The following is a 10307-nucleotide window of genomic DNA, read 5'->3' on the forward strand; positions in this document are numbered from 1 at the left end:
CAGTCAATGAAAGTCTAGGTTGACATGTCAACACAGATATCGGCGGGTCCATTCCCCACCCGAGGCCACTGCCATGATTTTCGCCCGCTGACGGGTTAATAGCCCGTCAGCGGGCGAAATAACGGCGTTCGACGGATATGCAGCGGGGTTCCGGCGCCGGGCAGCTCGCCCCTGTCGGCTGCCCGGCGTGCCGGAGGCGAGGCAGACAACACAGTTCAGTTGCGCTGGGCGGCGCGGATCATCTCGTCGCGAGGGACCACCTTGACGCGCTCCCGCCCCTGGGGTTCACCGAGGGACATCTCGTGGGCGTCGAGGCGGGACCAGCCCTCGGCGTCGACGACGGTGACGTTGCGGTCGGCGAGGTGTTTGAGGATGGCGTCGGGGTCGGTGATCTCCGGCTGCGACAGGTTGTCGAGGTCGGCGAGCAGGCTGGCGATCGTCTCGGCCGCGTCCGACTTGGTGTGCCCGATCAGCCCGATCGGACCGCACTTGATCCAGCCGGTGACATACAGACCCGGCAGCGGTACGTCGTCCATGTCGAGCACCCGGCCGCGCTCGTTGACCATCACGCCGGCCTGGTGATCGAACGGGAGCCCGGGCAGGTGCGAGGACAGGTACCCGACCGCCCGATAGACGGCCTGCACCGGCGTATCGACGTACTCGCCCGTGCCCTTCACCGTGCCGTCACCCTGCAACTCGGTCCGTTCGGTCCGCAGCCCCTCGACCCGCTCACTCCCGAGCACCTCGATCGGCGCGTGGCAGAGGTGGATGTGGATCCGGTGCTCGGCGCCCGTCGGCTCGGCTTCGAGGTACTTCAGCAGCGTGTCGACCATCAGCCGGGTGCCCTTGCTGGCATTGATCGCCTGCTGGCTCGCCTCGTCGATCTCGAAACCCTCGGGGTGCACGATCACATCGACCGACGGAGAGTGCGACAGCTCGCGCAGCTCCATCGGAGTGAACTTGATCTGCGCCGGACCACGCCGGGCGAAGACGTGCACATCCGTTGCCTGGTTGGCCTTCAGGCCCTGGTAGACGTTGTCCGCGATCTCGGTGGTCAGCTGCTCGTCGGCCGGCTTGGCCAGCATCCGGGCCACGTCGAGCGCGACGTTTCCGGCCCCGATCACCGCGACATGGCGCGCGTCGAGCGGCCACTCCCGCGGTACGTCGGGATGCCCGGCGTACCAGCTGACGAAGTCCGCAGCACCATGGCTGCCGGGGAGATCGATCCCCGGAATGTCCAGCTCACGGTCGGCCATCGCTCCGGTCGAGAAGATCACCGCGTCGTAGTGCCGGCGCAGATCCTCGAGCTTGAGGTCGGCACCGAACTCGACGTTGCCGAGGAACCTGATCCGGTCCCGGCCGACCACCCGGTGCAGTGCCTTGATGATCTCCTTGATCCGCGGGTGATCCGGCGCCACGCCGTACCGGACCAGCCCGAACGGCGCCGGCAGCCGCTCGATCAGATCGACGTGAGCACCCTCGTGCTCCTTGGTCAGAATATCGGCCGCATAGATCCCGGCAGGCCCGGCGCCGACAACGGCGACTCGCAGGTCTCTCATGATCCCCAGTTCATATGTTAGGCAAGCCTTACCTAACACATTCTAGAGGACCCGCCCACTCCCCTGCGCCAGCAATCAAATCACGAGACACCAGTGACCCAACCACCGGGCCGCCCGTCGTCGTATCCCGACTGCGACTCCGGCTAAGGCTTGCATTTGGCGATCCGCGGCAGCCAGTCCTCGGACTTGACGACCTCGGCCTTGAACTCGATCGCCTGATCCCACTTCACCGGTTTCTTGCCCAGGAACTTGGAGAACCAGTCGATCGCTTCGGTGGAGATCATCGAACCGATCCCGACGGCGAAATTGACGTTGAAGACTCCGGACTTGCAATCGCTGAGCGCACCGCCGAGTGCACCACCGAGTGTGTTGCCCCAGACAACGGTCAGTTTCCAGTACGGCCCCGCATAGGCCATCGGCAGCCCGATACCGATCAGGCTGCGCAGCTCGAATCCGTAGACAATGCCGGCCCCGCCCAGTGAGATGCCGTTCAAGCTGTCCATCAGGCTCTTCACGACGCTGATCTTCGGGGCCAGGGTCTGTCCGCCGGCCCGGCCGATCGCGCCGCCGATGTTCCACACGCCGCTGCCCGAAATGGTCGAGTTCTTGCCGACCAGGGCGGTCTCGAAGATGATCTTGAACTTGATCACCGCGATGAAGGGAATGCCACCCATCGGCATCTCCACCGGCAGCTCGACCGGGATCTCGCCGCGGAACTTGAGGGTGCCGTTCTTGGTCGCGTTGCCGGCGCCGAACTGGACGCGGAGGGGGCCGAGGCCGGCGACCGTGAACGACCAGCCCGGGTTGAGCTTGCCTCCGGCGACGGAGACCGTGGACTTGATCCGCGGTTTGTTCAGCCCGACGGCGATCTGCATCGTGCCCTTGAAGTCCTTGCCCGCCTTGTACGCCGCGTTCAGTCCCAGCTCCTTCTGGTTGGCGAACGGCTCGAACTCCCAGTTGCCCCGGCCCACCTTCTCGGTGGCGCCCACTATCGGCTTCGGCCAGCCGGAGGCCGGCAGCCGGACGACCGGAGCCTTCATCTCGACGACCTGGGCAGGCTCGCCGGCACGGACCGGCACCTGTGGCCGGACCCGGTGAGCGGGCGGACCCGACGCCGCCGGGCCGCCGCCTTCGTCATCGGGCGAGAACAGATCAGCCGGATCGCTCTCCTCGCCGGTCGGCTGCTCCGTAGTTTCCTCGTCGGTCGGCTCCGGCTCCGTTGTCTCGGGCTCGGTCGGTTCGGGCTCGGTCGGTTCCGCGGTTGGTTCGGTGCTGGGTGAGCCTGCCCCCTTCGACTCGACCAGCTGACCCGGCAACTCCGGTATCGCCTGGATCGGCGCCTTCCCGAGGTCCAGCCCCGTGTCCACCGAGAACTCGCCGTCCTTGATCACATCTGTCAGCCCGACCGGCGACAGCGTGACTGCCAGGTCGTCGCCCGCCTTCTTCACCTCGGCCACGCGGCCGACCGCCTTGCTGGTTGCGAACATGATCTTGCCGGGCTGCAGATCCCCGGCACCTTTGGCGTGCCCGTCGATGGTCCAGACCGCACCGTCCCCGCTGACCGACCGGATCGCCTTCGGGCCACCCTCGACGATCACGACGTCCGGTTGCAGCTTCACGTTCGGGTCAGGCTTCACCGCACTCCCGTACATGATGGTCGCGACATCCGTAGCGGGCTTCCCCGGCGTACCACCACCGTGGCCGTCGCCCGAGTGACCACACCCGGTGGCGAGCATCGCGAGGCAGAAGACGAACGTGATCCCCCTCACCACACCGCGGCTGCGCAGTACCTGTCCATGCTTCATTGATGGGCTCCCCAGAGAAGTCTTTGACTTCAAACCCTGAGACCACGGCGTTTCACAGGTGTCTCACAGCACTCTCACGGGTGCGAGGCGGTTACATGCCTCCGCCCCAGACGAGGCAGAACTCGTTGGATTCGGGGTCTCGGAGGACTTGCCAGTGGCCGCCGGCGTAGATGTCGTCGGCTCGGGTGGCGCCGAGGGCGAGGGCTCGGGCGATGGCCTCGGCGCGGACGGCGTACGGGACCGCTAGATCGAGGTGGAGGCGGTTCTTGGTCTGTTTCGGCTCCGGGACGTGGACGAAGTCGAGGCCGACGGGGCCGCCGCGGAGTTCGACGACGCCATCGTCGTCCTCCGAGAGGGTGCCGCCGATCAGCCGCTGCCAGAAGGCGCCGAGCTTGCGCGGGTCGCTGCAGTCGACGGCAAGCACACTGATCCGCGGGACAAGCTGCGCATCATCATCCATCCGTCGACCCTAGTTTGCGGCCGGCAAGCCGATCCGTCCGCCGCCCAGCACCGCGATCTCGGTCATCAGTGCTGGAGTAGGCCGACGGCGAAGGACACGACCAAGACTGATGTCATCAGGGCCGACACCGACTCGACTGCCATCAGCAGCTTGGCCCGGACGGTGAGCGGCATCGTGTCGGTCGGGCTGAATGCCGACGAGTTGGTGACCGACACATAGAGATAGTCGACGAAGCCCGGAGTCCAGCCGGACTTCTCCGACGACCGGGCAGCCACTTCGCCGATCGCGTCGTGATCCTCGTCCTGCGGGAACCGGAAGTCGGCATCCGGCAAACCCGGCCGCGACACCCGGACCCGCGTCACCGGACCACCGCGATCGAGCTCCCAGTACGCCAGCGCGAACACCAGCACGTTCGTCAGCCACAGCTGCCCGGCGGCCGCCAGCAACTGCCCGCCTGCCGTCGTGTCCCCCGCGACGAGCGAATGGATCAACAGCACCAGCGCCGTCGTGTTGGACAGCGCGATCAGCAGCACCAGCCCGATCGACAACCGGCGCAGGAACGAGTTCTCCCGGCTCATCCGCCGCGGGTTGGCCAGCACCAACGGGATGAACAGCAACAACTCCAACCCAGGGATCACGAACCGAGGGCCGATCTGCAGAGCACTCGGCAGTACGGCGTACAGGCCGATCGCCACCATCACGCCGACGGCCGCAGGCAACCGCGGCTCACCAGGATGCGCCTTCTCCGTCCCCATACGAATCACCCTGGCATACCCACGGCCAGGGCACGCGCTCCTCGGGTGCGGCCTTGCGTCGTGGCGTGGCGGATAGCCTGGCTCCGTGGGCGACATCGAACTGCGGGGCCGGCAGCGGGAACTGGCGACCCTGGAGGGGCTGGTCGCGGCCGCCCGGACGGGCCGGAGCGAGGTCCTCGTACTCCGGGGCGAGGCGGGCGTCGGCAAGTCGGCGCTGATCGACTCGCTGGTGGCCCGCAGCAACAACTGCCGGATCGCCCGCACGGTCGGCATCGAGTCCGAGATGGAGCTCGCGTACTCCGGACTCCACCAGCTCTGCCAGCCGTTCCTCGACCTCATCGACCGGCTGCCGCCACCGCAGCACAACGCGCTCGGGATCGCGTTCGGCCAACTCACCGGCCCGACCCCGGACCTCTTCCTGACCGGTCTCGCCGTCCTGAACCTGCTCTCGGAGGCGGCCGACCAGCACCCGGTGCTGTGCGTGATCGACGACGCCCAGTGGCTCGACCTGATGTCCGCCCGGATCCTCGCTTTCGTCGCCCGCCGGCTGGCCGCCGAGTCGGTGGTGATGATCTTCGCCGTCCGCGACGGCCTGGAGCACGAGTTGACCGGCCTGACCGAACTCGAGCTCGGCGGCCTCGGCGAGACCGATGCCCGGGCGCTACTCGACGCGGTCCTGCCCGGGCCGATCGATCCCCGGGTCCGGGACCGGATCGTGGCCGAGACCCGCGGCAACCCGCTGGCGCTGCTCGAACTGCCGCAGAGCTGGAGCGCGGCGGAACTCGCCGACGGACTCGCGCCCGGGTCACTGACCGGCCGGATCGAGGACAGTTTCGTACGCCGTCTGCAGCCGCTCCCCGACGACACCAGGCTGCTCCTGCTGACCGCTGCCGCCGAACCACTCGGTGACGCGACCCTGCTCTGGCGCGCGGCCGAGCGACTCGGTCTCGGCGCGGACCCGGCGACGGCCGCGATCGCTTCCGGGCTGATCACGCTCGGCCAGCGGGTCCGGTTCCGGCACCCGCTCGTGCGCTCGGCGGCGTACCGGATGGCGTCGCCGCAGGAACGCCAGGCCGCTCACCGCGCGCTGGCCGACGTGACCGACGCCGGCACCGATCCGGACCGGCGCGCCTGGCACCGGGCCCAGGCGACCACCCGCCCGGACGAAGAGGTCGCCGCCGAGCTCGAACGGTCGGCCGATCGCGCCAAGGCCCGGGGTGGCTACTACGCCGCGGCCTCGTTTCTCGAGCGGGCCGCGGAGCTGACCCCCGAACCGGCCCGCCGAGCCGATCGCGCGCTCGCCGCAGCGACGGCCAAACGCAACTCAGGGGCGCTCGACGCGGCCCTGAGTCTCCTCGGCAGTGTGACCGCCGGACCGCCGGACGCGCTCCGGACCGCCGAGGCCGAACAGCTTCGCGGCCTGATCGCCTTCGACCAAGGACATGCCCGCGAAGCCTCCCGGATCCTGCTCGACTCCGCCCGGCACCTCGAACCGCTCGACCCCGACCGGGCCAGGATGGCTTATCTGGAAGCGATGTCGGCCGCGATCTGGGCAAGCGGCCCGGAAGCTCCCGGCGTCCTCGCGCTGGCCGCAGCAGCCGCCCCTCCCCCGACGGGTACGCCGGTCGACCTCCTTCTCCAGGCATTCGCACGCCGGGTCCTGCACGGCTACGCGGCCGCAGCTCCCGAGCTGTCGAAGGCTCTCGCGGTCGCCCGCGAGGCGATCCTCACCGCCGACGACGTGAGCAGCTGGCTCTGGCTCGCCGGCAATCGCGCGAGCGGCATCATCGCGCTGGAACTCTGGGAATCCGACACTGCCCTGGAGCTCGCCGTCCAGCAGGACCGGATGGCCCGCGAGAGCGGCGCCCTGGTCCAGTTGCAGTTCGCGCTCAACTTCCGCGCCAACCTCCAGACCCTGACCGGAGACCTGACCGCGGCGGCCGGCCTGGTCGAGGAGGAACGCCAGATCGCGGCCGCGACCGGCAAGCCACAGGTCGGTTTCGGCATCCTCCTGCTGGAGTCGTTCCGCGGCAACGAGACGTCGGCGACCGAGCTGATCGACGCCACCACCCAGGCGGCGACCGAGCGCGAGCAGGGCCGGATGGTGGCCTTCGCGCAGTACGCCAGATCCGTGCTCTGCAACGGACTCGGCCGGTACGACGCCGCCCGCGACGCCGCCCTGCGCGTCTTCGAGCAGGACGTCATCGGGTACGGCGTACTGGTGGCCGGTGAGCTCGCCGAAGCAGCCTCCCGGACCGGCGACACCAAACTGGTCGAGTCCACCCTCGCCTGGCTGAGCGAACGCACGACGGCCACCCCGACGAGCTGGGGACGCGGCATCGAGGCCCGGGCCCGCGCGTTGCTCACCTCGGACGAGGATGCGTATCGCCAGTCGATCGAGCACCTCGGCCGGACCACCCTCCGCGTCGAGGTCGCCCGGTCACAACTCCTGTACGGCGAATGGCTGCGTCGCGAAGGTCGTCGCATCGACGCCCGCGAGCAACTCCGCACCGCCCACGAACTGCTCACCGAGATGGGCCTCGAAGCCTTCGCCGAACGGGCCCGGCACGAGTTGCTCGCGACCGGCGAGACGGTACGCAAGCGCTCCCCCGAGACCAGCAACGACCTCACAGCACAAGAGGCCCAGATCGCCGGGCTGGCCCGTGACGGCCTCACCAATCCGGAGATCGCCGCGCAACTCTTCATCAGCCCGCGCACCGTCGAGTGGCACCTCCGCAAGACCTTCGCCAAGCTCGGCATCACCTCCCGCCGCCAACTCCGCACCGCCCTGCCTTAACTCCCGGACGACCTGCTTCTGCTCACCGGTCATCCTTCGCGGGAGTCCGCACGGTCATCCGTTCGCCGGGGCGGGTGAAGATGCTCAGGATCTCGGCGGGTGCGTCGCCGGTGCTGCCGAACCAATGCGGGACCTGGGTGCGGAACTCGGCGATCTCGCCCGGCCCGAGCACCCAGTCCTCGTCGCCGATCACGATCCGCATCCGCCCGGACAGTACATAGATCCATTCGTGCCCGTCGTGCGCCCGTAGTACGGGATCGATCTTGTCGACCGGAATCACGATCTTCCACGCCTGCGTCCCGTCCGGCTGCCGCGTCAACGGGATCACCGTCCGGCCTTTGACCCGCGCCGCCTTGAGATGCACCCGCGGGTCGCCCTGCTCCGGCGCCGCGACGAGGTCGTCCAACGGCACCCGGTAGGTCTGCGAGAGGGAAAGGAGCAGCTCCAGGGTCGGCTTTCGCTGGCCGGTTTCGAGCCGCGACATCATGCTCTTCGAGATACCGGTCGCCTCGGAGACTTCGGCGAGCGTCAAGCCGCGCCGGGTCCGCACTCGCTTGAGCCGGCCGGCAACCTGATCGAGTACGCCGGCGATCGCCGCCGCTGAGGTGTCGTCCACTGCCTTATCTGACGCCCCTTTCCCACAAACGGCAACTTCGGTAGGCCGGCGCCACCGATGGCTCCACGCTAGGGACAACAGCCGGTACGACGTACGCGGCGCGAACCCTCTGGAGCCATCATGAACCCCGCACCACCCACCAAACACCAGCTCGCGTTGATGATCTGGCTGGCCGTCTTCCCCACCCTGACCATCCTCAACCTGGTCCTCGGCGACTGGCTCCGGACGCTCGGCCCGGTCGTCCGCACCTTCGTCCTCGCCACCATCGCCGTACCGATCGTCATCTACGGCCTGATGCCCCAACTCCACCGCGTCCGCCGCCAGCTCCTCATCCGAACAGCCACGCGGAGGACGTCATGACCACCATCGACGTGCCCGCCGTCACCGCAGACCTCACCATCCGTGATGCGCCTCGGTTACGCGTTAACGGGAGTCGGTCTGGCGATCGTCAAGTGGCCTGTTGTTCTCGGGGACATGTCGGTCCCTGCCGGTGGCGGACGGAGTCGTCGTTTGCCTGCTCACCGGGATGTCGCTGCTGGCGTTCGTCGGTCTCCGCTATCCCGTCCGGATGCTTCCGATCCTCCTTTTCGAGGTCACCTGGAAGCTGCTCTGGATCGGCGTCGTCGCCATCCCCGACCTGGCCGCGGACACCCTGGACGACGCGACGAAGCAGGTCCTGATCAACTGCTCCCTGGTAGTCCTGATCATCGCCGTCATCCCATGGCGCCACGCCTGGATCCGCTTCGCCCGCACCTCCGGCGACACCTGGCGCTGACCTCAGTTCCCCCGGTCAGTCGTCCTCCATCGCCTTGACAGCACCCAGCAAACTCCGCAACGCAACCTCGTCCCGCTCGGCATCCTCCGGATCAACCAACCACTCCTCCGGCCCACCCGTCGGCTGCCCAGCCTCAGCAGCCCTCAACTCAGCCACCACCTCAACCTCAAGCTCACCCATCGACTCACTCATCCCAACCTCCACACTCCGCCGACCAGACCCACCACCACCTAAGACAGACCACCCCAATGTTCTGTGACACCTACTTACCCTCCCGCCCACCAGCTCACCGCCACTTACCCTCCCGCCCCGCAGCTCACCGCCCTCCCGCCCACCCTCACCGCCGCTGCTCACCCACCCCACACCCGCCCCGCCCCCCTGCCCCCCGGTTTGCCCGACAACGGATGCTTCGACACCGACGCCACCAGGTCATTGAAGGTTCGATGTCCCGAACAACAGGTAGTGCACCCCGAGACGGCGTACACACAGTCCCGATCCACGCTCAACCGCACTAGTTGCCCTCGGCTACCTCATCTCCGTCGGTACACCGACCCACAGGTCTGTTCCGGCCGCTGCTCTCCGGCACCTCCGCGATGCCGCGGTTTCGCCCGGCTTCACCCCGATTCGAGCAGTCCCTCACCGGGCGGCCGGTGAGATGTCGGGTTGACGGTGTGCTTACCCCCTCCTGTTGGGGTCATCCCACTGTTACGCCGATGGGGGAACCACGCGAGGAGGAGCTAAGCCCCTCGATCGCGACGTTTCACGCCCGGTGGCTTCACGACCGCCGAACCTCGCACCACCCGTGGGGGCTCCAACTCCATCTCCGGCCTCGTGGACCTCACATCGGGCGTTGAGACACCACATCGGGGGCGAGACACCGCATCGGTGGTTGGGACACCACATCGGGGGTTGGGGGCAAGTTATTGCATGGCCCCTCCCCCGAGTTGGTGTCCGAGGCACCCGGAACCTGCCCGCGGTTCCGGCACACCGATTCGGGCGATGCCGTCATCCTGGAGATCCGGCCGGCGAACCTCGGACACCCTGCGGGGGAGTCAAGACAACACCTCGGGAGCCCTGGACTCCACGTCGGAGTCCGGACACCATCTCGGAGGTTCGGACGCCACGGCGGAGGTGCGGACATCACCTCGGAGGCGCGGACATCATCCCGGACGTCGGGAGCAGGTTATTGCATGACCCCTCCCCCGAGTTCCTGTCCGAGGTACCCGAAACCTGCCCGCAGTTCCGGCACACCGACTCGGCGACGCCGTGATCCTGGCGGTCCAGCCGGCCGACGAACCTCGGACAACTCGGTGGGGGTTCGGACACCACCTCGGGAGCCCGGACTCCACCTCGGGAGCCCGGACTCCACGTCGGAGGTGCGGACTCCACGTCGGAGGTGGGACACCACGTCGGAGGTGCGGACACCACGTCGGAGGTGGGGACACCACGTCGGAGGTGGGGACACCACGTCGGAGGTGGGGACACCACGTCGGAGGTGGGGACACCACGTCGGAGGTGGGGACACCACGTCGGAGGTGGG

The 10307-nt window shown here is 68.1% G+C and carries 9 protein-coding genes; 3 read left to right on the plus strand and 6 right to left on the minus strand.

Translation table 11 applies throughout. The features are described 5' to 3' along the window. Positions 1-215: 215 nt before the first annotated feature. The 4 genes from ABZ004_RS40050 to ABZ004_RS40065 form a co-directional block, all read right to left on the minus strand. Positions 216-1559 (minus strand): FAD-dependent oxidoreductase, encoded by a 1344-nt coding sequence (locus ABZ004_RS40050; protein ID WP_355687485.1) that lies wholly within the window; start codon positions 1557-1559, stop codon positions 216-218. 143 nt (positions 1560-1702) lie between these two features. Further along, positions 1703-3364: a hypothetical protein gene (locus tag ABZ004_RS40055; protein WP_355687486.1), complete on the minus strand. Its 1662-nt coding sequence runs from the start codon at positions 3362-3364 to the stop codon at positions 1703-1705. A 91-nt stretch (positions 3365-3455) separates the two neighbouring features. Next, the gene (locus ABZ004_RS40060; RefSeq protein ID WP_355687488.1) at positions 3456-3824 is read right to left on the minus strand and encodes a VOC family protein; all 369 of its coding nucleotides are present in this window, start codon (positions 3822-3824) and stop codon (positions 3456-3458) included. A 65-nt stretch (positions 3825-3889) separates the two neighbouring features. Then, the gene (locus ABZ004_RS40065; protein ID WP_355687490.1) at positions 3890-4579 is read right to left on the minus strand and encodes a hypothetical protein; all 690 of its coding nucleotides are present in this window, start codon (positions 4577-4579) and stop codon (positions 3890-3892) included. Positions 4580-4664: 85 nt separating this feature from the next. Here ABZ004_RS40065 and ABZ004_RS40070 point away from each other — a divergent pair, with 85 nt between their 5' ends. Next, on the plus strand, positions 4665-7376 hold the full coding sequence (locus ABZ004_RS40070; RefSeq protein WP_355687492.1) for an AAA family ATPase: 2712 nt from the start codon (positions 4665-4667) through the stop codon (positions 7374-7376). 22 nt (positions 7377-7398) lie between these two features. Here ABZ004_RS40070 and ABZ004_RS40075 read toward each other — a convergent pair whose 3' ends face one another. Beyond that, a complete protein-coding gene (locus tag ABZ004_RS40075; RefSeq protein WP_355687494.1) occupies positions 7399-7992 on the minus strand; it encodes an XRE family transcriptional regulator in 594 nt (197 codons plus the stop codon). 120 nt (positions 7993-8112) lie between these two features. Here ABZ004_RS40075 and ABZ004_RS40080 point away from each other — a divergent pair, with 120 nt between their 5' ends. After that, the gene (locus ABZ004_RS40080; RefSeq protein WP_355687496.1) at positions 8113-8352 is read left to right on the plus strand and encodes a hypothetical protein; all 240 of its coding nucleotides are present in this window, start codon (positions 8113-8115) and stop codon (positions 8350-8352) included. 130 nt (positions 8353-8482) lie between these two features. Continuing rightward, positions 8483-8767 carry a hypothetical protein gene (locus tag ABZ004_RS40085; RefSeq protein ID WP_355687497.1) on the plus strand — a complete coding sequence of 95 codons (285 nt, stop codon included), beginning with the start codon at positions 8483-8485 and terminating at the stop codon, positions 8765-8767. Positions 8768-8782: 15 nt separating this feature from the next. Here the strand turns inward: ABZ004_RS40085 and ABZ004_RS40090 are convergent, their stop codons facing one another. Continuing rightward, a complete protein-coding gene (locus ABZ004_RS40090) occupies positions 8783-8959 on the minus strand; it encodes a hypothetical protein (protein ID WP_355687498.1) in 177 nt (58 codons plus the stop codon). Positions 8960-10307: the final 1348 nt, after the last annotated feature.

The sequence above is a fragment of the Kribbella sp. NPDC006257 genome, from assembly GCF_040613535.1.
Lineage (GTDB): Bacteria > Actinomycetota > Actinomycetes > Propionibacteriales > Kribbellaceae > Kribbella.